At 69.0% G+C, this 23745-nt stretch carries 24 protein-coding genes and 1 tRNA gene; 3 read left to right on the plus strand and 22 right to left on the minus strand.

Annotated elements, in window-relative coordinates:
• Nucleotides 1–86: 86 nt before the first annotated feature.
• From O9255_RS00620 to O9255_RS00635, 4 genes are all read right to left on the minus strand, one after another.
• Nucleotides 87–626: a regulatory protein RecX gene (locus O9255_RS00620; protein WP_297864885.1), complete on the minus strand. Its 540-nt coding sequence runs from the start codon at nt 624–626 to the stop codon at nt 87–89.
• Nucleotides 623–1657, minus strand: coding sequence for a recombinase RecA (gene recA / locus O9255_RS00625; RefSeq protein ID WP_297864996.1), 1035 nt, complete (start codon nt 1655–1657; stop codon nt 623–625). Before recA ends, O9255_RS00620 begins: the two co-directional genes overlap by 4 nt.
• A 174-nt stretch (nt 1658–1831) precedes the next feature.
• Nucleotides 1832–2476, minus strand: a complete 645-nt coding sequence (lexA, locus tag O9255_RS00630) for a transcriptional repressor LexA (RefSeq protein ID WP_297864886.1) — start codon at nt 2474–2476, stop codon at nt 1832–1834.
• Between the two features lie 77 nt (nt 2477–2553).
• Entirely contained in the window at nt 2554–3063 is a 510-nt protein-coding gene (locus tag O9255_RS00635) for a CinA family protein (protein ID WP_297864887.1), read from the minus strand.
• 50 nt (nt 3064–3113) lie between these two features.
• On the opposite strand from O9255_RS00635, the gene mutS reads away from it, so the two are divergent.
• Nucleotides 3114–5702 (plus strand): DNA mismatch repair protein MutS, encoded by a 2589-nt coding sequence (gene mutS / locus O9255_RS00640; protein ID WP_297864888.1) that lies wholly within the window; start codon nt 3114–3116, stop codon nt 5700–5702.
• 3 nt (nt 5703–5705) lie between these two features.
• Here mutS and O9255_RS00645 read toward each other — a convergent pair whose 3' ends face one another.
• From O9255_RS00645 to ffh, 6 genes are all read right to left on the minus strand, one after another.
• Nucleotides 5706–6179, minus strand: a complete 474-nt coding sequence (locus O9255_RS00645; RefSeq protein ID WP_297864889.1) for a S4 domain-containing protein — start codon at nt 6177–6179, stop codon at nt 5706–5708.
• A gap of 71 nt (nt 6180–6250) precedes the next feature.
• Entirely contained in the window at nt 6251–6628 is a 378-nt protein-coding gene (gene rplS / locus O9255_RS00650; protein ID WP_297864890.1) for a 50S ribosomal protein L19, read from the minus strand.
• A 93-nt stretch (nt 6629–6721) separates the two neighbouring features.
• Nucleotides 6722–7474 carry a tRNA (guanosine(37)-N1)-methyltransferase TrmD gene (trmD, locus tag O9255_RS00655; protein ID WP_297864891.1) on the minus strand — a complete coding sequence of 251 codons (753 nt, stop codon included), beginning with the start codon at nt 7472–7474 and terminating at the stop codon, nt 6722–6724.
• A gap of 11 nt (nt 7475–7485) precedes the next feature.
• Complete coding sequence (gene rimM, locus O9255_RS00660; protein WP_297864892.1) at nt 7486–7992, minus strand: ribosome maturation factor RimM; 507 nt, start codon at nt 7990–7992, stop codon at nt 7486–7488.
• 43 nt (nt 7993–8035) lie between these two features.
• Nucleotides 8036–8284, minus strand: a complete 249-nt coding sequence (gene rpsP / locus O9255_RS00665) for a 30S ribosomal protein S16 (RefSeq protein WP_297864893.1) — start codon at nt 8282–8284, stop codon at nt 8036–8038.
• A gap of 149 nt (nt 8285–8433) precedes the next feature.
• Nucleotides 8434–9810, minus strand: a complete 1377-nt coding sequence (ffh, locus tag O9255_RS00670; protein ID WP_297864894.1) for a signal recognition particle protein — start codon at nt 9808–9810, stop codon at nt 8434–8436.
• Nucleotides 9811–9914: 104 nt separating this feature from the next.
• Here ffh and ccsA point away from each other — a divergent pair, with 104 nt between their 5' ends.
• Nucleotides 9915–10721 (plus strand): cytochrome c biogenesis protein CcsA, encoded by an 807-nt coding sequence (gene ccsA, locus O9255_RS00675; protein ID WP_297864895.1) that lies wholly within the window; start codon nt 9915–9917, stop codon nt 10719–10721.
• A 12-nt stretch (nt 10722–10733) separates the two neighbouring features.
• On the opposite strand, the gene O9255_RS00680 is transcribed toward ccsA, so the two are convergent.
• The 9 genes from O9255_RS00680 to murJ form a co-directional block, all read right to left on the minus strand.
• Complete coding sequence (locus O9255_RS00680) at nt 10734–11585, minus strand: DUF1444 family protein (protein WP_297864896.1); 852 nt, start codon at nt 11583–11585, stop codon at nt 10734–10736.
• Nucleotides 11586–11600: 15 nt separating this feature from the next.
• Nucleotides 11601–12995 (minus strand): DNA repair protein RadA, encoded by a 1395-nt coding sequence (gene radA, locus O9255_RS00685; RefSeq protein WP_297864897.1) that lies wholly within the window; start codon nt 12993–12995, stop codon nt 11601–11603.
• A gap of 71 nt (nt 12996–13066) precedes the next feature.
• Entirely contained in the window at nt 13067–14113 is a 1047-nt protein-coding gene (locus O9255_RS00690; RefSeq protein WP_297864898.1) for a hypothetical protein, read from the minus strand.
• Nucleotides 14114–14194: 81 nt separating this feature from the next.
• Nucleotides 14195–14270: transfer RNA gene (locus tag O9255_RS00695), tRNA-Thr, on the minus strand.
• A 37-nt stretch (nt 14271–14307) separates the two neighbouring features.
• Nucleotides 14308–15264, minus strand: a complete 957-nt coding sequence (gene ispH, locus O9255_RS00700) for a 4-hydroxy-3-methylbut-2-enyl diphosphate reductase (protein WP_297864899.1) — start codon at nt 15262–15264, stop codon at nt 14308–14310.
• Nucleotides 15261–15782 carry a signal peptidase II gene (gene lspA / locus O9255_RS00705; RefSeq protein ID WP_297864900.1) on the minus strand — a complete coding sequence of 174 codons (522 nt, stop codon included), beginning with the start codon at nt 15780–15782 and terminating at the stop codon, nt 15261–15263. Before lspA ends, ispH begins: the two co-directional genes overlap by 4 nt.
• 9 nt (nt 15783–15791) lie before the next feature.
• Nucleotides 15792–18671 (minus strand): isoleucine--tRNA ligase, encoded by a 2880-nt coding sequence (gene ileS / locus O9255_RS00710; protein ID WP_297864901.1) that lies wholly within the window; start codon nt 18669–18671, stop codon nt 15792–15794.
• A complete protein-coding gene (locus O9255_RS00715) occupies nt 18668–19642 on the minus strand; it encodes a bifunctional riboflavin kinase/FAD synthetase (protein ID WP_297864902.1) in 975 nt (324 codons plus the stop codon). The genes ileS and O9255_RS00715 overlap by 4 nt, the downstream gene beginning before the upstream one ends.
• Nucleotides 19643–19663: 21 nt before the next feature.
• Nucleotides 19664–21223 (minus strand): murein biosynthesis integral membrane protein MurJ, encoded by a 1560-nt coding sequence (gene murJ / locus O9255_RS00720; RefSeq protein ID WP_297864903.1) that lies wholly within the window; start codon nt 21221–21223, stop codon nt 19664–19666.
• Nucleotides 21224–21342: 119 nt separating this feature from the next.
• Here murJ and rpsT point away from each other — a divergent pair, with 119 nt between their 5' ends.
• A complete protein-coding gene (rpsT, locus tag O9255_RS00725; RefSeq protein WP_297864904.1) occupies nt 21343–21612 on the plus strand; it encodes a 30S ribosomal protein S20 in 270 nt (89 codons plus the stop codon).
• 102 nt (nt 21613–21714) lie between these two features.
• Here rpsT and cgtA read toward each other — a convergent pair whose 3' ends face one another.
• The 3 genes from cgtA to rplU form a co-directional block, all read right to left on the minus strand.
• A complete protein-coding gene (gene cgtA, locus O9255_RS00730) occupies nt 21715–22806 on the minus strand; it encodes an Obg family GTPase CgtA (RefSeq protein ID WP_297864905.1) in 1092 nt (363 codons plus the stop codon).
• Nucleotides 22807–22947: 141 nt separating this feature from the next.
• Nucleotides 22948–23208, minus strand: a complete 261-nt coding sequence (gene rpmA / locus O9255_RS00735; RefSeq protein WP_297864906.1) for a 50S ribosomal protein L27 — start codon at nt 23206–23208, stop codon at nt 22948–22950.
• A gap of 26 nt (nt 23209–23234) precedes the next feature.
• Nucleotides 23235–23546, minus strand: a complete 312-nt coding sequence (gene rplU, locus O9255_RS00740) for a 50S ribosomal protein L21 (RefSeq protein WP_297864907.1) — start codon at nt 23544–23546, stop codon at nt 23235–23237.
• Nucleotides 23547–23745 lie beyond the last annotated feature (199 nt).

Raw genomic sequence — 23745 nt, forward strand, 5'->3', positions numbered from 1 at the left:
GAAGGGCACGGCCGAGGCCGCGTCATGCCGACATGGGAGGCGGAAAGTCAGCCTTCAAGGGTAGCAGGGGGCGCGCGGGGATTGGCTCAGGGCTCGTCGTCGCCTTCGGCACACAGGGCCAGGGCCTGCCGGGCCTGGTCCTGGGAAAACCCTCGCCGCAGCAGGAAGCTCACGGCCTTGTGACGCAATTTGATCGCTTCCGCCCCCCGCCCGGCAGCCCGAAGCGCGGGAAGGAAGCGAGCCGCGACGCGAGCCGCGGTGTCCGCCCAATCGAGGCCGTCGGCTTCCGCCACCTCGAACGCCGCGTCGACATCGGCCGCTGGCACGCCGTTGACGCGCAACTCGGCGCGGATGCGGATCGGACCCTGCCCTGCCAATGCACGGCTTCGAACCAAGGCCTCGGCGTAGCGGCGATCGTCCTGGAAGCCCTGCCGCTGCAGGGTCTCAACGGCAGCGTCGAGCTCGTCGACCTCGACGCCCTTCCCGCGCAGCTTGCGCTTCAGCTCAGTGGCCGAGTGCTCGCGCCGGACCAGGAGCCCGAGGGCCCGCTGGTAGGCAGGAACCGCAGGGCGCTCGCGACGACCACGCGGGGATGGCTCGCGGTCGTCAGCGCCCTCGCCACTCACGCGTCAGCGGGCTCTTCGGACTCTTCGCTGCGGCTCTCGGCCGGAACGTAGAGCTCACGCAGCTTGGCCTCGAGCTCGGCGCACTGGCGCGGGTTGTCCTTGAGCCAGGCGCGCGCGTTCTCCTTGCCCTGGCCGATGCGCTCGGTGCCATAGCTGTACCAGGCGCCCGACTTCTCGACGAGCTTGGCATCGACGCCCATGTCGATCAGTTCGCCCTCGCGGCTGATGCCCTCGCCGTAAAGGATCTCGGTGACGATCTGCTTGAAGGGCGGCGCCAGCTTGTTCTTGACGACCTTGATCTTGGTCTGGTTGCCGATGATGTCGTCGCCCTTCTTGACGGCACCGATGCGGCGGATGTCGAGACGGATCGACGCGTAGAACTTCAGCGCGTTGCCGCCGGTGGTGGTCTCGGGATTCTGGCCCGGCATCATCACGCCGATCTTCATGCGCAACTGGTTGATGAAGATCACCATCGTGTTGCTGCGCTTGATGTTGCCGGTGAGCTTGCGCAGGGCCTGGCTCATCAGGCGGGCCTGCAGTCCGACCTGCATCTCGCCCATTTCGCCCTCGATTTCCGCTTTCGGGGTCAGTGCGGCGACCGAGTCGACCACCACCACGTCGACGGCGTTCGAACGCACGAGCATGTCGGCGATTTCCAGTGCCTGCTCACCCGTGTCCGGCTGGCTGACCAGCAGGTCGTCGAGCTTGACGCCCAGCTTCTGCGCGTAGATCGGGTCGAGCGCGTGCTCGGCGTCGATGAAGGCCGCCGTCCCGCCCGCCTTCTGGCACTCGGCGATGACCTGCAGGGTCAGCGTGGTCTTGCCCGAGGACTCCGGCCCGTAGATCTCGATGACGCGGCCCTTCGGCAGGCCGCCGATACCGAGCGCGATGTCGAGCATCAGGGAACCGGTGCCGATGACTTCGGCGGCTTCCACGTTCTTGTCGCCCATGCGCATCACCGTGCCCTTGCCGAACTGGCGTTCGATCTGGGTCAGGGCGGCAGTGAGGGCGCGCTTCTTGTTTTCGTCCATCGCGGTCATGTCGGGTCTCGGGTCAGAGGGTGTGGAAAGGAGTCTGGGGGAGGCGTTTCGCACGGACTGAGACAGCGGCGGAACGCAGGGAAAGCATCGGGGCCGGGCACATCGCCGGGCAGCGGGAAACACCGCTCACCCCAGTGCGAAGGCATCGACTGCGCACGTCGGCGTTCATCGCGACGGCCTCAGCAGGCCGCAGAACAAACCTTCGATGGCGAAATCCTGGTCTTCGGCGACAGCGATCGGCGCGTGCTCGGGATTGCGCGGCATCAGCCGGAGGCCGTCACCGCCGAAGTGCAGCACTTTCACGGTGATCTCGCCGTCCACCCGGGCGATGACGACCTGTCCGTGGCGTGCATCGGCGGTGCGACGCACGCCGATCAGGTCGCCATCGAGGATGGCTTCGTCTCGCATCGAGTCGCCCTGGACGCGCAGCAGGTAATCGGGCGTCGGGTGGAAGACGTGGCGATCCAGCACAACCGTAGCGTCGCTACCGATGTCTGCGCCGATCGGCTGGCCCGCGGCCACACGGCCCAACACCGGGAGGCGCACCGCGTCGTCGTCAGTCGATGGCGCCAGAGGGAGGGCCGACTGCGCCCTAGCCGGCGCCTGCAGAACGCGCAGGCCGCGGGCCTTGCCCGGCAGGCGCTCGATGGCTCCGGCGGTCTCGAGGGCCTCGAGGTGGTACTGCGCGGCGCGCACGCTCTTGAAGCCGAAAGCACGGGCGATCTCGGTCTGCGAAGGCGGCATGCCCTCCGACTCGATGCGTTCGGCGATCAGTTCGAGGATGGCGGTTTGGACGTCGGTCAGCGGCATGTGGGTAGTAATACTACTAACCAGCAAACACCACAACCCCCAAGGCCCTGCGAGGGGTGCCCCCGCCCCACTTCCCGTCAGCCGGCGGTCAAGCCCAGCAGTCCCCGCAGCGCCGCCGCGATGGTCTGGCGCCGCACCGCCTCGCGGTCGCCGGCGAAGTGGAACACCTCGGCCTTCGGGTATCCGCCACGACGCTTCCAGCCGATCCAGACGGTGCCGACCGGCTTGTCGACCGTCCCGCCGCCAGGGCCGGCGATGCCCGTCACCGCGACGGCCACCGAGGCCGCCGAATTCACCAGCGCGCCCGACACCATCTCGATCACCGTTTCGCGGCTGACCGCGCCCTCGCGCTCGAGGGTCTGCGGCCGCACGCCGAGCATGGCCTGCTTGGCCTCGTAGCTGTAGGCGACCATGCCGCAGTCAAACCAGCCCGAACTGCCGGCGAGATCGGTGAGGGTCTTGGCGATCCAGCCGCCGGTGCAGCTTTCGGCGGTGCTGACGAACAGGCGCTGGGCGATGAGGGCATCGGCGAGCTGCCGCGCCAGCGCGGCCAACTCGGCATCGGTGGGGAGGTGGGGCGTGTCCATCCCGCTAGACTAGCCGGCCCTTGCCCGACCGGTCAGCCCGCACGTTCCGAATGGCCAGCGACGCCCCGCAGCACACCCCGCTGATGAAGCAGTTCTTCGCCGCCAAGGCGGAGCACCCGGACCTGCTGCTGTTCTTCCGGATGGGCGACTTCTACGAGCTGTTCTACGACGACGCCCGCAAGGCGGCGCGCCTGCTCGATATCACGCTGACGCAGCGAGGACAGTCCGGCGGCCAGCCGATCCCGATGGCCGGCGTGCCGGTGCATGCCTACGAGGGCTACCTCGCCCGCCTCGTCGCATTGGGCGAATCGGTGGCGGTGTGCGAACAGATCGGCGATCCGGCGCTGGCCAAGGGCCTCGTCGAGCGCAAGGTCGTGCGCATCGTCACCCCAGGCACCGTCACCGACGAGGCCCTGCTTCAGGAGCGTCGCGACACGCTGCTGATGGCGGTGGTGCGCGGGGGCGCGTCGTCGAAAAGCGGCGGCTTCGGTCTGGCGTGGGCCGACCTCGCCGGCGGCCGCTTCCTCGCCAACGAAGTGGCCGACGAAGACGCACTCGCGGCGGAGCTCGCTCGGCTGGAGCCGGCCGAAGTGCTCGTGCCGGACGAGGACGGCTGGCCCAGCGCGGTGACCCAGCGCCAAGGTGCGCGTCGTCGCGCGCCGTGGCTGTTCGACGCCGACAGCGCGCGCCGCGCCCTGCTGCGTTTCTTCCATCTGCACGACCTCTCGCCCTTCGGCCTCGAAGGAAAAGCGTTGGCGACGGCCGCCGCGGGCGCCCTGCTCGGCTACGTCGAGGAGACGCAGAAGCAGCAGCTGCCGCACCTGACGGCCATCGCCGTCGAGGCTGCGGACGAGGCCATCGCCCTGAACGCCGCGACGCGGCGGCATCTCGAGATCGACACCCGCGTCGACGGCAACACGGCGCACACCCTGCTGGGCGTGGTGGACAGCACGATCACGCCGATGGGCGGCCGCCTGCTGCGGCGCTGGCTGCACCGGCCGCTGCGCACTCAGGCGGTCGTGGCCGAGCGCCACCACGCCGTGCGCAGCCTGTTCGACTCCCGCGCCTTCGATGGCCTGCGCGAAGCCCTGCGCCGCGTCGGCGACCTCGAACGCATCCTCTCGCGCGTGGCCCTGCGCTCGGCGCGCCCGCGCGATTTGTCCACCCTGCGCGATGGCCTCGCGCTCTTCCCTGCCCTGCGCGAGGCATTGGCGCCGCTGGATTCGCCCCGCCTCGCCGCCCTGCTCGCCCGGCTCGGCGAGCACGCCGACACCTCGGATTGGCTGCAGAAAGCCATTGCGCCCCAGCCACCGCTGAAGCTGGTGGACGGCGGCGTCATCGCCGAGGGCTTCGACGCCGAGCTCGACGAATTGCGCGTGCTCTCGACGAACGCCGATCAGTTCCTGCTCGACCTCGAAGCGCGCGAGCGCGCCGCCACCGGTATCGCGACGCTGAAGGTCGGCTACAACCGCGTCCACGGCTTCTACATCGAGATCAGCAAGGGCCAGGCCGACAAGGCCCCGCTGCACTACAGCCGCCGGCAGACGCTGACGGGCGCCGAGCGCTACATCACCGACGAGCTGAAGCAGTTCGAGGACAAAGTGCTCTCGGCGCGTGATCGCTCGCTGTCGCGCGAGAAGCAGCTCTGGGAAGACCTGCTCGACGGCCTCAACGCCGTACTGAACCCGCTGAAAGCCGCCGCCGAGGCGGTGGCCGAGATCGACGTGCTGGCGGCCTTCGCCGAGCGCGCGCTTGCGCTGGACTGGGTCGAACCGCAGCTGGTGGCCGAGCCGGGCATCGCGATCGAACGCGGCCGCCACCCGGTGGTCGAGGCCGTGCGCGAAGCCCCGTTCGAACCGAACGACCTCGCGCTGTCGCCCGAGCGGCGGATGCTGGTAATCACCGGCCCGAACATGGGCGGCAAGAGCACCTACATGCGGCAGGCGGCATTGATCGCGCTGCTGGCCTACGCGGGCAGCTTCGTGCCGGCCTCGCGCTGCGTGCTGGGGCCCGTGGACCGCATCCTCACCCGCATCGGCGCCGGCGACGACCTCGCCAAAGGCCAGTCGACTTTCATGGTCGAGATGAGCGAGACGGCCTACATCCTCCACCACGCCACGCCACAGTCGCTGGTGCTGATGGACGAGATCGGCCGCGGTACGTCGACCTACGACGGCCTCGCGCTGGCGCAGGCCTGCGCCCTTCACCTCGCCAACGTGAATCGCGGCTTCGTGCTGTTCGCCACGCACTACTTCGAACTAACGGCGCTGGCCGGCGACGGCAGCAACGGCATCGCCAACGTGCACCTCGACGCCGTCGAGCACGGCGAAAAGCTCGTCTTCATGCACGCGGTGAAGGACGGCCCGGCGAACCGCAGCTTCGGCCTGCAGGTGGCGGCCCTCGCGGGCCTGCCGCGCGCGGTGCTCGGCGAGGCACGACGCACGCTCGCGGAACTGGAGCAGCGCAGCCGTGACATGCCGGCCACCGCGACATCACCGGCCGCCATTGAACAGCCGGCGCAGATGGCACTGTTCCGCAGCCCCCCGCCGGCGCTCGATGCGCTGGCCGCCGTGGACCCGGACGAACTCACGCCGAAGCAGGCGCTGGAAGCGCTCTATCGGATCAAGGCGATGCTGTAGCCGCTACAGCGCGTCGAGGTCGCCCAAGGCCTGGATCAGGCGGCGCTGGCGCTTGTTCGGGCGCGTCTCGGGCGGATGGTAGCCCTGTGCCTCGAAGCGGCGTTTCTCGCGCTCCGCGAGGCGGGCGGCGATCGACGCTTCGGATTCAACGTACAGCTGCTGCGCCACGCTGGCCGGACCGCGCTGGTCGGCTACGCCGCGGACTTCGACGTCGTAACGCTCGCCAGCCCGCTCGACGGCAAGCACGACGCCGGGACGTACCGTGCGGCTCGGCTTCAGGGTCTGGCCGTCGATGCGCACCTGGCCGAGTTCGATGGCCTTCTTCGCGAGCGCGCGGGTCTTGAAGAAGCGCGCCGCCCAGAGCCAGAGATCGAGACGCACGCACGCCGTGTCCTCCGCAGCGGGCCCCGCAGCCCCCGAAGGCGTGCCGGCGGGCGCTTCGAGTCGGCGGTGGCGTCGTCGCTTCGGAAGGATCATGGAGGCGGAGGCCGGAAACACGAACGGCCGCGCGAGGCGGCCGTCCGGGGTTGGCGCTTGCGCAGCCGGGATTACTGGGCCGACTTGCGAGCCGCCAGGTCTTCCTTGATGCGAGCCGCCTTGCCTTCGAGATCGCGCAGGTAGTAAAGCTTGCCGGCGCGGACCTTGCCGTAGCGCTTCACTTCGACCGAGTCGATGACCGGGCTGTGGGTCTGGAACACGCGCTCGACGCCGAAGCCGTGCGAGATCTTGCGGACGGTGAACGAGGAGTTCAGGCCGCCGTTCTTCTTGGCGATGACCACGCCTTCGAAGGCCTGCACGCGCTCGCGATTGCCTTCCTTCACCTTGACGTTGACGATCACCGTGTCGCCGGGGCTGAACTCCGGAAGCTGGCGCTGGATCTGCTCGGCCTCGAACTGGGCGACGATCGACTTGTTGAGCTGGCTCATGGCTTTAAACCTGTGTAGTTCTTCTAGATGCCGCGCCACGCAGGCATGCGCCCGGGCGAGTCGGAAAGTATACCCCCGTCTTGACAGCCGGCGCTAGGGGCTGTCGGGGCTCGAAACTTGACGGGCGATGAATTCGGCGAGCAGGGCCCGGTCCTGGCGGCTCAGGTCCATCCGGGCCAGGAGGTCCGGGCGGCGGAGCCAGGTCCGGCCCAGCGACTGCTGCCGGCGCCAGCGGGCGATCTTCGCGTGGTCGCCGGAGAGCAACACGTCCGGCACGCCCGACGTGCCAAGCCTTTCGGAGCGGGTGTAGTGCGGGCAGTCGAGCAGGCCGTCCTCGAAACTGTCCTGCACCGCCGAGGCCGCATCGTTCAGGGCTCCGTCGAGCAGGCGCCCGACGGCATCGATGACCACCGCCGCGCCCAGCTCACCGCCGGACAGAACGTAATCGCCGATCGACAGCTCTTCATCGACATGCGCTTCGAGGAAACGTTCATCAACGCCCTCGTAGCGGCCGCAAAGCAGGAGGAATCCGGGCGTGGCCGCGAGTGCACGGGCCTTGGCCTGCGTGAAGCGCGGCCCCTGTGGCGAGAGATAGATGACCGGGCCCGAGGCACCGTCGGTGCGCGCTGCGGCCAGGCAGGTTTCGAGGGGCTCGGGCAACATCAGCATGCCCGGGCCGCCGCCGAACGGACGCTCGTCGACGCGCCGGTAATTGCCGGTGGCGTAGTCACGCGGGTTCCAGCCCTTCACCGTGATCAGCCCACGCTCGGCGGCGCGACCGACCACGCCGACACCAGCCGCTTGGGCGATGAAATCCGGAAACAGCGTGAGGACGTCGATGCGCATGGGCGCGCCGATCAGAACTCGGGATCCCAGTCGACGAGCATGCGGCCGCCGTCGAGGTCGACCTCGCGCACGACGTCCGGGGTGTACGGCAGATAGCGCTCGCGCTCGCCCTTGATGGCGATGACGTCGTTGGCGCCGTTGTTGAACAGATGCGAGATCGTGCCGATCTCGACGCCGTCGATCGTCGCTACCTTCAGGCCTTCGAGATCAACCCAGTAGTACTCGCCGGGTTTCGAGGGCGGCAGCTGCGAGCGCAGCACCCAGATCTCGGCGCCGACGATGGCCTCGGCGTCGTCGCGGGTTTCCACGTCGGGGAGGCGGGCCGTGATCGAACCGTTCGGGTTCAACTTGCCCTTGGCCCCGGACACGAGGCTTTCCTCGCCACGATGGACGAGGATCCAGGGCTTGTAGCGGAACAGCGCGTCGCGGGGATTCGTCCAGGACTCGAGCTTCAGCTCACCCCGAACGCCGAACGCGCCGATCACCCTGCCCAACAGGATGCGGCGCTCGGTGCTCATTGCAGGTCTCGTGCGCCAGCGGGCGGGCCGTGGCGCAACGGGATCAGGCGGCCTTGGCCGCTTCCTTGACCAGCAGCGCGACCTTGTCGGTCATCTGCGCGCCGTGCGACACCCAATGCTTGACGCGATCGGCGTCGATCTCGACGCGCTTCTCGGCGCCACGGGCGACCGGGTTGTAGTAACCAACGCGCTCGATGTTGCGGCCATCGCGGGCGTTGCGGCCATCGGTGACGACGACGTGGTAGAAGGGGGCCTTCTTGGCGCCACCGCGAGCCAGGCGGATCTTGACCATTGCTGTTTGCTCTGTAGTTCTTGGGGTCATACCTGCCCTTTCAGGGGCAGGGGATTGGAAAGTCTAGCGGGGCCAGCCTCAAAAGGCAAAGTCGGTGAGGCGAAGCGGGGGTGGCGCCGGGGTGCCGTTCAGACTCGCCGGACCGGCCCTCAGCGCGGGAAGCCGCCGCCCGGGAAACCGCGGCCGCCCATCATGCCCTGCATCCCGCGCAGCATGCCCTTCATACCGCCCTTCGACAGCTTGGACATCATCTTCTCCATCTGCTGCCACTGCTTGTAGACCTGGTTCACCTGGGCCGCCGACGTGCCCGAACCGCGAGCAATACGCGCCTTGCGGGAGCCATTCAGCAGGTCGGGGTTGCGGCGCTCCTTCGGCGTCATCGAGTTGATGATCGCGATCATCCGCGGCACTTCCTTGCCGGTGACCTGCGCCTTCACGCTGTCCGGGATCTGGCCCATGCCGGGGAGCTTGTCCATCAGCCCGGTGAGCCCCCCCATGTTCTGCATCTGCAGCATCTGGTCGCGGAGGTCGTTGAGGTCGAAGCGCTTGCCCTTGGCGACCTTCTCGGCGAGCTTCGCGGCCTTGTCCTTGTCAACGCTGCGCTCGACCTCCTCGACCAGCGACAGCACGTCGCCCATGTCGAGGATGCGGCCCGCGGCGCGCTCGGGATGGAACACGTCGAGGCCGTCGGGCTTCTCGCCGACGCCAACGAACTTGATCGGCTTGCCGGTGATGTAGCGCACCGACAGCGCCGCGCCGCCCCGGGCGTCGCCGTCGGTCTTGGTGAGCACCACGCCGGTGAGCGGCAGCGCCTCGGCGAAGGCCTTGGCGGTGTTGGCGGCGTCCTGGCCAGTCATCGCGTCGACGACGAACAGTGTCTCGACCGGATCGACCGCGGCGTGCAGGGCCTTGATCTCGGCCATCATCTCGGCATCGATGGCCAAGCGGCCCGCGGTGTCGACGATCAGGACATCGGCGACGTTGCGCTTGGCGGCGTCGATGGCCGCCCGGGCGATGTCGACCGGCTTCTGGCCGGCTTCGGAGGGATGGAACAGCGCGCCGACCTGGCCGGCCAGCGTCTGCAACTGCGCGATGGCGGCCGGACGGTAGACGTCGCAACTGACCACCATCACTTTCTTCTTGCGGCGCTCCTTCAGGTGCTTGGCGAGCTTGCCGACCGTCGTGGTCTTGCCAGCGCCCTGAAGACCCGCCATGAGGATCACCGCCGGCGGCTGCTGGGCCAGCGAGAGCTCGGCGCCCTGCCCGCCCATCACCAGCGTCATCTCGTCGCGGACGACCTTGATCAGGGCCTGGCCGGGCGTCAGGGACTGCAGCACCTCCTGCCCGACCGCGCGCACCTTGATGCGTTCGATCAGGGCCTGCACCACCGGCAGGGCGACATCGGCCTCGAGCAGGGCGATACGGACCTCGCGCAGGCTCTCGCGGATGTTCTCTTCGCTCAGGCGGCCGCGGCCGCGGAGGCGCTGGAGGGTGCCGGAAAGGCGCTGGGTCAGGGACTCGAACATGGCGGAAAGCGCTGCTGGGACGCGGGAAAGCGGGGCGCGAAGTATAGCCCCGGGGCCGATGCGAGGCGTTCTCGTTTCGAGGGGCGCTGTGCGACACTTCAGCCATGCCCACGGTCCTGATCCTCGCGGCCTTCGCCGCGCTCGCCTACGCGCTCGCCGCCTTCGGGCTGGTGCGTCGCCTGCAGGTCGGTGGATCGGCGCACGGTGCGCTGTGGCCGCTGCTTCTCGCGGGCAACGGCGTCCTGCTGCAGCTCGGCCTGCACGCTTGGGCCGGGCACGTGAAAGGCGCACCGGACCTGCACTTCTTCGCGGCGCTCTCCCTCGTCAGCCTTGGCATGGCGGCCCTGACCGTCGCGGCGGCGAAGCTGGAACGGCTCGAAGCCCTCGGTGTGGTGGTGTTCCCCGTGGCCGCGGTCTGCGTGCTGACCTACGCCCTCGGCGCGCAACCCGGCAGCGGCAGCAACGATCTCCCCTGGCCGATCCTGATGCACGCTTGGCTGGCCCTGCTGGCCTACGCGGCCCTTGCCTTGGCGGCGCTGTTCGCGGCCGGCCTATGGCTGCAGGAGCGCGCCCTACGGCAGCGCCGCATCACCGGCATCGTGCGCATCCTGCCGCCGCTGACGCAGTCGGAGAGCCTGCTGTTCCGCACGCTGGTCGCGGCCTTCGCCTTGCTGACGCTGGCCTTGGCGATGGGCCTGGTGTTCGTCGAGAACCTGTTCGCACAGCACCTGATGCACAAGACCGTGCTGTCGCTGCTCAGCTGGACCGTCCTGGCCACCCTGCTGTTCGGCCATTGGCGTTGGGGTTGGCGCGGCGCCAAGGCCGCACGCTGGACGCTGGCCGCCATGCTGCTGCTCGGGCTGGCGTTCTTCGGCAGCCGCTTCGTCTACGAGTTCCTGCTGGCGCGCTGAGCGTTCGCCGCCTCAGGCCTCGATGCGCTCCGAGGGCTGGAAGGGCTCGATGCGCCCGTCCGCGAAACGCTGGAAAAGCACCGGCGAGAGGGCGTAGGCCGCATCGGCGTGGATTTCGGTCGCGTGTCGGCGCAGTTCGGCGACCACCTTGGGGTCGGCGCTGTCGCCGAACACGAGGACGTCGCGCGCGGGAATCGCGATCACCGGGTCGCCGCGGAGGCGTTCCCTCTCCCGAACCCAGAATTCGTCGAGAAGCACGATCGAGGCTTCGTAGTAGCCTCCAGCGACGACCATGTTCAGCCCGCCGCCGCGCTGCACCTCGAGGCGCGGCAACTTCGCGCGCAGGTTGTCGACGGCGCGACGACGCAGGCCATCGACACCGATGCCGCGATCGACGAACCAGTCCTCGCCGACATAGGCGACGTTGTGCGGCGTGTCGATGGCGTAGACGATGGCGAGGTGCGCGTTGAGTGCTTCGCTGCGATGGCCGACGGGGCGACCGTCCTCGCGCGCCGGCAACGCATCGAACCAGTCGGGCGACTTCAACACGGGCACGATGTCGTCGATCCCGGCCGCGTCACTCGCGGCAGCCCCGGTGCTCGAAGCCAACCAGGCAGCGATGACAGCCTCGCGTCCGGCGTCGTCGGCCGCCTCGGCCGCGAAGCGATAGGCGTTGTCGAGGAACACCTGCTGCAGGCCGTCCGCGCCCTCGATCGAAAGCGAAAGACAGCTGCTGACGGCCACCGTCCGACCCGGCATCGCGGCGCGCAGGCGGCTGGCCATGTCCTCGGTGAAGGCATCCGGGTCGAGCGCCGGACGTCGCGCGCCGAACAACGCGGACTTCAGTGCATCCCACCATCCCATCGTCGACCCTCCTGTTCAGTCCGTGGCTTGCTCGAGCGCTTCCGACAGCCGCTCGACACCGATCACTTCCATCTCGCCGACGCGACCGGATTTCGGCGCATTGGCTTTCGGCACCACGGCGCGCTTGAAGCCGTGCGTCGAAGCTTCCTTCAGGCGTTCCTCGCCATTCGGCACCGGCCGCAATTCGCCGGATAGACCAACTTCGCCGAACGCGATGGTCTTCTCAGGCAGCGGGCGATCGCGCAACGAGCTGAGCACCGCAAGCAGCACCGGCAGATCGGCGGCGGTTTCCTGCACGCGGATGCCGCCGACGACGTTGACGAACACATCCTGGTCGAACACGCCGACGCCGCCGTGGCGATGCAGCACGGCCAGCAGCATGGCCAAGCGGTTCTGCTCGAGGCCGAGGGCAACGCGGCGCGGATTGGCGAGCGGGGATTGATCGACGAGGGCCTGCACTTCGACCAGGAGCGGCCGCGTGCCTTCGCGCGTGACCATCACCGCGCTGCCGGGCTGCGGCAAGCGCGCGCCGGACAGGAAGATCGCCGAAGGGTTCGACACCTCGCGCAGGCCCTTGTCGCCCATCGCGAACACGCCGAGCTCGTTGACGGCGCCGAAGCGGTTCTTGAAGGCGCGGAGCACGCGGAAGCGGCTGCCGGCCTCGCCTTCGAAATAGAGGACGGCGTCGACCATGTGTTCCAGCACGCGGGGGCCGGCGATGCCGCCTTCTTTGGTGACGTGGCCGACGAGGAACACGGCCGTGCCGGTTTCCTTGGCGAAGCGCACCAGTTTCGCCGCGCTCTCGCGCACCTGGCTCACCGAGCCGGGCGCCGCGGTGAGCAGTTCCGACCACAGCGTCTGGATGGAGTCGGCGATCATCAGCCGCGGCTTGGCCTGCGCCGCCTGCGAGAGAATGCGCTCGACGCAGGTCTCGGCAAGCGCCTGCACGCCGTCGATGCCGAGGCCGAGGCGCTGCGCGCGCCCCGCGACCTGGGAGAGGCTCTCCTCACCGGTGACGTAGAGGCCCGGCACCCGCGCGGCCATGGCCGAAATGGCCTGCAGCAGCAGGGTCGATTTTCCGATGCCCGGGTCGCCGCCCACCAGCACCACCGAGCCTTCGACGAGCCCGCCACCGAGCACGCGGTCCAGTTCGCCGATGCCGGTGGACACGCGGGACTCGGCCTCGTGCTTCACCGATGCCAACGGCGTGATGCGGGCCTGCTCCGGCGCGCCGGCCCAGTTCCCGTGGCGGGGATTCGACTTCGCCGCTGCCGGCTCGACAACGATCTCCGACAGCGTGTTCCACGCGCCGCAGGCTTCGCACTGCCCCTGCCACTTCGAGTAACTCGCACCGCAATCGGTGCAGACGTAGGCCGTCTTCGCCTTGGACTTGCTGCCGGTAACCGCCACGCCGATGCTCCTTGGATCAGAACGCCAGATTGCCATGCGCGGGTCGCAGGGCACGAGACGCCGCGCGAAGCCTAGGGGGCTGCCTTCGACAGTTCCATCAGGAAGGCATCGCGCTCCGCATCGGAGATCGGCGTGAGCGGTGCACCGAATTCATCCTTGAGCGCAGCGGCGAAGGCCTGCGCCCAGTGCGCGTTCAGCACAGTGCCGGCATGGCCATCGGCGAGATAGAGATGCGCGAGACCATCGTCCTCGCCAAAGGCCGCGGACCAGGCCACGGTCCCGCCCGCATCGCGCACGGGGATCCCGCGATAGGCCGGACGGCCGTCGTCGGAACGCGCACCGACCAGGCCGCGATAGAAGGCCCGGTCGTCAAAGAAAGCGCGATTCGGCAACGATGCGGCCCGCGCACGCAATCCGTCGTCGAAGCGATCCAGCATCGCGGCGATACGCCGACGCGCCTCGGGATCGCGGTAGTCGTCGCGCCAACGTGGCCAGTCGACGTTGTCCAGCACACCGACCAGCAACACGTTCAGTTCCGGCTGCACGTCCGCCAGCTGGCGCAGGGCGAGATCGATGGATGCGAGGCAGGCGTCGACGCGGCGACGATTGGCGTCGCTGTCACCCTCGCGGGCAAAGGCGTCGAGCGCTTCGCCGGTACCGAGGTCGTTGATGCCGATGCGAACGACGACGACGCCAGTGCGCCACGCTTCGGGCTGCACCGCCACGCGCTCGGCCAGGCGTGGGGCCTGCCGCCCCGGGCCCTCGACGAGGTCGGCGCAACGCGCGCCCGACCAGGCGTAGTTGAACTCGTGGTCCTGCTTGCGCGGCGAGCGACGATCGACGCCCAGCCATCCGAGCGGCGCCGCCCATCGGCCGCGAAGGCCCCATTCGCCCCATCCACCGGGGTCGATTTCGTCGCCACGAAGCCGGACGAGGACTTCGGTCCACTGCAGGGTCGTCGCACGCTGGAGGCCGCCACGCTCGGAACCCGACTCGGCGAACGTGACGCGGTCCTGGTAGGCATGGGAATCGGAATCGCCCAGCACCGCGAACGGCACGCGATCGGCCGACGGCGACGGTCCGTAGGGGCCCGCACAGCCAACCAGCAATGCGGACAACAGGAGAGCGGCGGGAAGCGCGTGTACCGTGCGACGGAAGAAGCCCATCGGGTTCCGTTGGACGCGCTGGAGGGGGGCTGATGGTGCCGGAGAAGGGACTCGAACCCCCGACCTACGCATTACGAATGCGCCGCTCTACCAACTGAGCTACACCGGCATCAGACGCGGGATTTTAGGGGGCCGTGGGGCCGCGGTCAATCGACCAGGCTGATGCGGAGTTCCTTGGGCAGGGCGAAGACCACGTCCTCGGGCTTGCCGGAAAGCTCCGTCGCCGCCCCACCGCCCAGTTCAGCCAGTCGCGCGATCACGCCCTGAACCAGCAGTTCAGGTGCGGATGCACCGGCTGTGACGCCCACGCAGCGCTTGCCGTCGACCCAGCGCGGATCGACATGCTCCGCCCCGTCGATGAGGTAGGCCTCGACGCCGTTCTTCTCGGCCAGCTCCCGCAAGCGGTTCGAATTCGAGCTGCTCGGGCTGCCGACCACGAGGATCAGGTCGCAGCGCGCTGCCAGGTCACGCACGGCGTCCTGGCGATTCTGCGTGGCGTAGCAGATGTCGTCGTGGCGCGGGCCCTGCATGGCCGGGAAGCGCCGCTGCAGCGTGGCGATGATGTCCTTGGTGTCGTCGACCGACAGCGTCGTCTGCGTGGTGAACGCCACGTTGTCGGGCTGGGCGATGGCGATGCGCTCCGCCTGCTCGACGTCCTCGACCAGGTAGATCGAGCCCGTACCGGCTTCCTTGCGCCACTGCCCCATCGTGCCCTCGACCTCGACGTGGCCGGCATGCCCGATCAGCACGACATCGCGACCCGCGCGGCAATGCCGCGTGACTTCGATGTGGACCTTGGTCACCAGCGGACAGGTCGCGTCGAACACCTTGAAGCCGCGCTCGGCGGCCTCGTTGCGCACCGCCTGCGACACGCCGTGGGCACTGAAGATCAGGGTGGCTCCGGACGGCACGTCGGCGAGGTCCTCGATGAACACCGCACCCTTGGCCCGCAGGTCCTCCACCACGAACCTGTTGTGGACGACCTCGTGACGGACGTAGATCGGCGCACCGAGCTGCTGGAGCGCCCGGTCCACGATCTCGATCGCGCGGTCGACGCCGGCGCAGAAACCGCGAGGATTCGCGAGCAGGACGTCGAAGCTCATTTCCGTTCCCCGCTGAAGAAACTGGCGATCACGAGCAGCACCGCACCGGCAACGATCGCCGAGTCGGCCACGTTGAACACGGGCCAGCTGCGCTCACCCCAATACCAGTGGATGAAGTCCACGACATAGCCGAAGCGCACGCGATCGATGAGATTGCCCAGTGCACCGCCGATGATGAGCGCGAACGGCAGGGCCTCGTGCCAATGGCCGCGCGGCAGTTTGCGGAGCCAATGCACCAGCAGGCCGCTGATGCCGATGGCCAGCGCGCTGAAGAACCAGCGCTGCCAGCCCGACGCCCCGGCGAGGAAACTGAAAGCCGCGCCGTGGTTCTTCGCCAGCTGCCATTCCCAGAAGCCGTCGATGACGGGGATCGTGGGGCCGCCGTACTCGAGGATGGACAGGAAGTAGAGCTTGCTGGCCTGGTCGAGGACGATGACGACGGCGGACAGCCACAGCCATGCCAGCGCATTGGGGCCGGCGAGCGCCGAGGTCGCGGCGTTGGAGGTCGGAACGGTCACGGGCGGCGATCAGAAGAAGCGGCGGTCTTCGCCCGCGCCGTCGACGTTGTCGACGCAGCGGCCGCAGAGCTCGGGATGGTCGGCGTGGGTGCCGACGTCATGGCGGTAGTGCCAGCATCGCACGCACTTCGCCGCACCGCTGGCCACGGCGCGGACGAAGGCCCCGGCCACGCCATCGGCGGCGACCGCCTCGGCGGGCTTGGCCGCGACCGGGTGCAGACGCAGCTCGCTGGTGATGAACAGGAAGCGGAGTTCGTCGGCGACGGGCGCCAGCGTCGCGAGCGTGGCGTCGTCGACGTACAGGTCGACTTCGGCCTCGAGCGAGGCGCCGATCGCACCGCCGGCGCGCATCGGCTCCAGCACCTTGGCCACCGCCTCGCGCAGCGCCAGCAGCGCGGCGAAGGTCTCCTTCGAGAGCGCACCGCCCGCAGGCAGGGCATCGAGGTCGGTACGCCAGGTGGCGAACAGCACGTGGGCCTCGCGCGCACCCGGCAGGTGCTGCCAGAGCTCGTCGGCGGTGAAGCTCAGGATCGGCGCGATCCAGCGCGTGAGCGCGTGGGCGATGCGGAACATCGCCGACTGCGCCGAGCGGCGGCCGCGGCTGTCCACCGGCATGGTGTACAGGCGGTCCTTGGTGACATCGAGGTACAGCGCGCCGAGGTCGTTGGTGCAGTAGTTCTGCAGCGCCGCGACGACGGCGGCGAAGTCGTAGCGGGCATAGGCCGCGGTGATCTCGGCCTGCACCTCGCCGGCGCGGGCCACGGCCTGCGCGTCCAGCCACAGCAGTTCGCCGTTCGGCAGCAGGTGGGTGGCCGGGTCGAAGCCCGCGAGGTTGCCGAGCAGGAAGCGCGCGGTGTTGCGGATGCGGCGGTAGGCGTCGGCGGTGCGCTTCAGGATGTCGTCGGAAACGGACATCTCGTTGCGGTAGTCGGTACTGGCCACCCACAGGCGCAGCACGTCGGCACCCATCTGGTCGATGACCTTCTGCGGTTCGACCACGTTGCCGATCGACTTCGACATCTTCCGGCCCTGCGCATCGACCGTGAAGCCGTGCGTCAGCACCTGGCGGTACGGCGCCACGCCATCCATCGCCACACCGGTGAGCAGCGAGCTCTGGAACCAGCCGCGGTGTTGGTCGGAGCCTTCGAGGTAGAGATCGGCGGGCTTGCCCAAGCCCTCGTCGGCGCGCGCGGCGAGCACGGCCTCGTGGGTGACGCCGGAGTCGAACCAGACGTCGAGGATGTCGGTGACTTTCTCGTAGTCGGAGGCTTCGGCGCCGAGCAACTCGGCGGCATCGAGCGCGAACCACGCGTCCACCCCGCCCTGCTCGATCTTCGCGGCCACGGCGGCCATCAGCTCGGCCGTGCGCGGATGGATCTCGCCGGTGAGGCGGTGCGTGAACAGCGCGATGGGCACGCCCCAGGTGCGCTGGCGGGAGATGCACCAGTCCGGGCGGCCGTCGACCATGGCACTGATGCGCGCCTCGCCCCAGTCCGGGAACCACTGCACGCCCTTGATCGCGGCCAGCGCGTCGGCGCGCAGGTTCGCCTGCGTCATCGAGATGAACCACTGTGGCGTGGCGCGGAACGCCACCGGCGTCTTGTGGCGCCAGCAGTGCGGGTAGCTGTGGTGCAGCTTGCCCGAGGACAGCAGCACGCCGCGGGCGGCAAGCGCGGCGACGATGAGGTCGTTCGCCTTCCACAGATGCGCGCCGGCGATGGCGACCTCGCCCTCCGGCGTCGGGATCGGCGGCGTGCCGGGCAGGTACAGGCCCTTGCCGTCGACCGGGTTGATCTGCGCGGCGGTGTAGCGATCGGTGAGCCCGTAGAGCTTGCCGACCACGAAGTCTTCCTGGCCGTGGCCGGGCGCGGTGTGCACCGCACCGGTGCCGTCGTCGGCGGTGACGTGGTCGCCGAGGATCAGCGGGATCTCGCGCGCGTAGAACGGATGCGCGAGCACGAGGCCCTCGAGCGCACGACCTTCGACGCGACCCAGCACCTTCGCTTCGGCCACGCCGTAGCGCGCCAGCGCCTTCTCGACCAGCGCCTCGGCCAGCACCAGCAGCACGCGGCGCCCGTCGCGCGCCGGGCCCTCGACCATCGCGTAGCCGAGCTCGGCACCCAGCGTCACCGCCAGCGAGGCCGGCAGCGTCCAGGGCGTGGTGGTCCAGATCGGCACCGCGACGATGGCATCCTCGGCGTCGACGCCGAACTTGGCGGCGAGCGCCTTCGGATCCTTCGCGTCGTAGGCGACGTCGACCATCGGCGAGGTCTTGTCGGCGTACTCGATCTCGGCTTCGGCCAGCGCCGAACCGCAATCGAAGCACCAGTGCACGGGCTTCGCGCCGCGCACGAGGTGGCCGCGGTCGACGATCTTCGCCAAGGCGCGGACCATGTCGGCCTCGAAGCGGAAGTCCATCGTGCGATAGGGGTGGTCCCAGTCGCCGAGGACGCCAAGGCGCTGGAAATCGCGCGACTGGCCGGCGATCTGCTCGGCGGCGTACTCGCGGCACTTCTGCCGGAACGCGGCGGCGTCGAGCTTGTCGCCCACCTTGCCGAACTTCTTCTCGACGGCGAGTTCGATCGGCAGGCCGTGGCAGTCCCAGCCCGGCACATAGGGCGCGTCGAAGCCGGCCAGCAGCTTCGACTTCACGACGAGATCCTTGAGGATCTTGTTGACCGCGTGGCCGATGTGGATGTTGCCGTTGGCGTAGGGCGGGCCATCGTGCAGCACGAAGCGCGGGCGGCCGGCGGCATTCGCGCGCACCTGGTCGTACAGACGGCCATCCTGCCAGCGCTGCAGCGTGGCGGGCTCGCGCTTCGGCAGGTCGCCGCGCATCGGGAAGGCCGTGTCCGGCAGCGAGATGGTGCTCTTGTAGTCGATGCTCACGGCGTCGTCAGGCTCAAGGAATGGGGATGGCCGGCCTTCGGGAGGCCGGCGAGGATCGCGCGCGCTTGCGCCGAATCGCGATCCATCTGTTCGATCAGGGCGGGCAGGCCGTCGAACTTCAGCTCGTCGCGCAGCTTGGCCACGAACTCGACGCTCAGGCGCTTGCCGTAGAGATCGCCGTTGAAGTCGAACAGGTGCGCTTCAAGCAGCGGCTCCTTGCCATTCACCGTGGGCCGCGTGCCGAGGCTGGAGACGCTCGGCATCGGCTGGTCGCCGACGCCGTGCACCCAAGTGGCGAAGATGCCGTGCATCGGCGGGCGCTTGCCGCCGAAACGCAGGTTCGCCGTCGGGTAGCCCAGCGTTCGGCCGAGCTGCTTGCCGCGCACCACGCGGCCGGGGATGGCGTACGGCCGCCCCAGCAACACCGCGGCGCGGTCGAGTTCCGCATTCGCCAGCGCGGCGCGCACAGCGGTGCTGGAGACGCGCTCTCCGGCGTCCTCCACCAGCGGCAACGCATGGGTGGCGAAGCCGAGCTCGGCGCCCATCCGCTGCAGCAGCGCGACATCGCCGCCGCGACGGTGGCCGAAGCGGAAATCGGGCCCCACCCACACCTCGCGGGCGTGCAGCTTCGCGACTAGGACGGCGCGGACGAAGTCCTCGGCGGCCATCGCCACCATCGCCGGGTTGAAGCGCAGCAGGCCGATGACATCGACCTCGAACGCCTGCAGGCCGGCGATCTTCGCGGCAGGCAGGATCAAGCGCGCCGGCGGCTCCGGGGCCATGAAGAACTCGCGCGGCAGCGGCTCGAAGCTCAGCACCACGAGCGGCAGGCCGAGCTCGCGCGCACGGGCGCGGGCGCGGCCGATCAGCGCCTGATGACCCCGATGCAGGCCGTCGAACGCACCGATGCAGACCACGCTGCCGGCGGGGGTGGGCGACGCGCCCCCGATGTCACGGAACAGCAGGCTCATAAGCCGCCGAGTATAGCGGCCTCAGTGGGCCCAGACCTGCCGCGGACGGATGCCCAGCGCCAGCAGCGACAGGGCGTACACACCGGCACCGGCGGCGACGCAGCCCAGCACGGCCGCGATCCTCGGCCACTCGGCCATGGCGGTGAAATCACCGAGCCAGCTGCGCAGGGCGCCCAAGGCGAGGGCCATCAGTGCGGCGGCCAACAGGACCTGCAACAGGTAACGCCCCCAGCCCGGCTGGGTCCGGTAGAGGCCATCGCGATGCAACCATGCCCAGAGCAGCGCCGCGTTCGCGATGCCGGCCAGCGCGGTAGCCAGCGCGATGCCCGCGTGCGCCCCGTGGACGCCGTATTGCCAGAGCGGCGTGGTGATCGCCGCGGTCAGCCCGATGTTGATGAACACCGTCGCGACGGCCGCGCGCATCGGCGTCTTCGTGTCCGAGCGCGAGAAAAACGCGGGAAGCAGCACTTTCGTCAGCATGAAGGCGGGCACGGCGATCGCCGTCGCCGACAGCGCGAGGCCGGTCATCTTCGCGTCGTCGGCCGAAAACGCGCCGCGCTGGAACATCGCCGAGGCCAGGGGTTCGGCCAGCATCAGCAGGCCGACGCCGGCCGGGACGCCGGCCAGCAGGACCATCCGCAGCCCCCAGTCGATCGCCTTGGCGTAGCCCTCGGCATCGCCGGCCGCGTGGCGGGAACTGAGGTGCGGGAGGATCACCGTGCCGATCGCCACCCCGAACAGGCCGAGCGGGAACTCGCTGAGCCGGTCGGCGTTGTACAGCCAAGTCTGGCTGCCGGTGACGAGCAGCGAGGCGAAGATGGTGCCGACGATCAGGTTGAGCTGCGCCACAGAGGAAGAGAACAGCGTCGGCAGCATCAGGGCCCCGACCTTGCGCACCGCCGGATGGCGGAAATCGAGGCGGAAACGCGGCCTTGCCCCGATCCGACCCAACGCCGGCCACAGCAGGGCGAACTGCAGCACGCCCGCCAGCAGCACGCCCCAGGCCAAAGCCATCGGCGGCACCTCGAACAGCGGCGCCAGCGCCAGCATCGCCGCGATCATCGCGACGTTGTGCAGCACCGGAGTCACCGCCGCCAAACCGAACCGGCCATGGCTGTTCAGCACCGCGCCGGCGAGCGCCGTCATCGAGATGAACACGAGGTACGGGAAGGTGATCCGCAGCATCGACGCGATGGCGTCGATCTGGCCTGGCTCGTCGAGCGCCCCGGGGGCGAAGACCGCGGCGATCCAGGGCGCAGCAAGCATGCCGAGCCCCGCCACGACGATCACGACGGCGCACAGCGCGGCGGCCACATGGTCGAGGAAGTCCCGGACGGCCTCGCGGTCGCCCTGCTCCTTCAGGGCCGAGTAGGCGGGCACGAAGGCCGACGAAAAGGACCCTTCGGCGAAGATGCGCCGAAGGTAGTTCGGGATCCGGTAGGCGATGACGAAGGCGTCCATGGCCGCCGAGGCGCCGAACAGGCTGGCCTGAAGCACGTCGCGGGCGAAGCCGGCGAGGCGAGACAGCAGGGTCATGGCGCTGAAAACCGCGCTGGACCGCAGCAAAGCGGGCTTCTTCACGCCGATTTCCTGAACACTGGGGCCGGAAAGCCGCTTACTTCTTGACGCACCAAGGTTTTTCCCCAATACTCCGCGGTCTTTCGTGCACCATCTTACCCAGTTTCACGCAGGAGCCGTCCGTGGCCAACATCAAGTCCGCCAAGAAGCGCGCCAAGCAGGCCGCTGTTCGCAATGCTCGCAACTCGGCCCAGCGCTCGATGCTGCGTACCGCCGTCAAGAAGGTCGTCAAGGCCATCGATGCCAAGGATGCCGCTGCCGCCGAGGCCGCGTTCGCCATCGCGCAGCCTATCCTCGACCGCTACGCCTCGCGTGGCCTGATCCACAAGAACAAGGCTGCCCGCCACAAGGCCCGCCTGAACGGCCACATCAAGGCCCTCAAGGCCGCCTGATCACGGGCGCAGCCTTCCGTGGCCCGCAAGGGCCATGGAACACGAAAAAGCCGGCACTGCGCCGGCTTTTTTGTTGTCCTTCGCTGACGGAAACGGGCGCCGTCAGGCGCCCTCGCCTGTCCGCGGCGCCGGCGTGTTCCGCTCGACCCACGCGGCGTCCTCGGCCGCTTCCGCCGCCTGGTGCTTCAGGTCGTCGAAGAACTGCTGGACCTTGAGCATGATCGGGCGCGTGCCTTCGCGGCTGATGGCCGAAACGACGAAGTGCGGGCCCTTCCAGTCGAGCCGCTGCACGACATCGGCAACGCGCTCGGCGGTCTCCTCTTCATCAAGCAGGTCGGCCTTGTTGAGCACCAGCCAGCGCGGCTTCTCCAGCATTGCCGGGTCGTACTTGCGCAGCTCGTGCTCGATGGCGCGCACCTGCTCGACCGGGTCGACGCCCTCGTCCATCGGCGCCATGTCCACGAGGTGCAGCAGCAGGCGGGTGCGCTGCACGTGGCGGAGGAACAGCGCACCGAGGCCGGCGCCATCGGCAGCGCCTTCGATGAGACCGGGGATGTCGGCGATCACGAAGCTCTTGAAGGCTTCGACGCTGACGACGCCGAGGTTCGGATACAGCGTGGTGAACGGGTAATCGGCCACCTTCGGCGTCGCCGCCGAGACGGCGCGGATGAAGGTGCTCTTGCCGGCGTTCGGGAAGCCCAGCAGGCCGACATCTGCAAGCAGCTTCAGCTCGAGGCGCAGCTCGCGTTCCTCACCCGGCCAACCCGGCGTCGCCTTGCGCGGCGCGCGGTTGACCGAGGTCTTGAAGTGGATGTTGCCCTTGCCGCCATCGCCGCCCTTGGCGACCAGCAGGCGCTGCCCGTGCTCGGTGAGGTCGCCGATGATCTCGTCGGTGGCGACGTTGCAGACGGCCGTACCCACCGGCACACGGATGATGACGTCCTCGCCGGCCTTGCCGTACATGTCGCGACCCATGCCGTTCTGCCCGCGCTGCGCGCGGTAGACGCGCTGGTGGCGGAAGTCGATCAGGGTGTTGAGGTTCTCGTCGGCGACCAGCCAGACGCTGCCGCCATTGCCGCCATCACCGCCGTCGGGGCCGCCGAGCGGGATGAACTTCTCGCGGCGGAAACTGATGCAGCCATTGCCACCGTTACCGGCGTGGACGGCGATCTCGGCTTCGTCGACGAATTTCATGGGGAACTCCAAGTGGACGGCGGCCGGCCCCGGGGAGGCGGCGCCGCCAGAAACGACGACGCCCCGCCGTGGCGGAGCGTCGTGTATTGCTTTGCGTGGCGAGCGGCGACTCCGGCAGGCCGGGACCGCGTCGCGGGCCGATTACTCGGCGCCGACCACGCTCACGGTGCGGCGCTTGTTGGCGCCCTTCACCGAGAAATCGACCTTGCCGTCGACCAGCGCGTACAGCGTGTGGTCGCGACCGATGCCGACGCCGGCACCCGGATGGAACTCGGTGCCGCGCTGGCGGACGATGATGTTGCCGGCTTCGACGGCCTGGCCACCGAAGATCTTCACACCGAGGTACTTCGGGTTGGAATCGCGGCCGTTACGGGTCGAGCCAACGCCCTTTTTACTTGCCATGACGTGTTCTCCTTAGGACGGACGGATCAGGCCGAAATGCCGGTGATCTCGAGTTCGGTGAAGTGCTGCCGATGGCCCATCTGCTTGCGATGGTGCTTGCGGCGGCGGAACTTGACGATGCGGACCTTCTCCAGGCGGCCGTGACCCTTGACGGTCGCGGTGACCTTGGCGCCCGCCACCTTCGGCGCGCCGACGGTGATCTTCTCACCATCGCCGACCAGGAGGACGTCATTGATTTCGATGTTGGCGCCCGGCTCGGCGTCGATCAGCTCGACGCGGAGGGTTTCGCCCTTCATCACGCGGTACTGCTTACCGCCGGTGACGACGACTGCGTACATGTTGCGATTCCTATGTAGTTCTTCTTAGGGATTCGGCTGCCGGCAAAGCCGTCGGCCACCCCTGCGCTGCGCCGGTCGGGCCGGGCTGGACGCAGGGAGTTGGGAAGTATGGGGGAGCGCCCCCGCCCGGCGCAAGCCGCGGATGGGGTTCGTTCAGGCACGGGTCGCCACGATCGCCAAGGCGCGCGGGCCCTCGCCC

This window comes from Silanimonas sp. (assembly GCF_027530345.1).
In the GTDB taxonomy this organism is placed as follows: Bacteria; Pseudomonadota; Gammaproteobacteria; order Xanthomonadales; family Xanthomonadaceae; genus Silanimonas.